Source organism: Streptomyces sp. URMC 126, assembly GCF_051386555.1.
In the GTDB taxonomy this organism is placed as follows: Bacteria; Actinomycetota; Actinomycetes; order Streptomycetales; family Streptomycetaceae; genus Streptomyces.
On sequence record NZ_JBPQTX010001290.1, the window covers coordinates 1 to 240 of the forward strand.

A 240-nucleotide genomic window follows, 5' to 3' on the forward strand; every position below is an offset into this window, starting at 1 on the left:
CTGGAGTTGGGCGCCGATTTTTACGATCCCGTGGCTCCCGCCAGCTTCCCGGCCGCCATTCCGCGTTTCCTGGACGGGCGCTGGGCCGAGGCGGTCGGGCTGGGCGCAGTCGACTGGGAGGCGCATTTTCATCGGTTCGAGCCGCTGCCGAGCAATCTGCCGGAGCCGCTGGCGCTGCGCTACCACGGCCACCAGTTCCGCTCCTACAATCCGGAGATCGGCGACGGGCGCGGCTTCCTG

1 protein-coding gene is annotated in these 240 nt (G+C 69.2%); it reads left to right on the top strand.

What is annotated here, in order from left to right; genetic code table 11:
- Positions 1–240: protein adenylyltransferase SelO family protein (locus ACSNOK_RS36000; RefSeq protein WP_436784860.1), on the top strand; the 240-nt coding region annotated here is incomplete at both ends.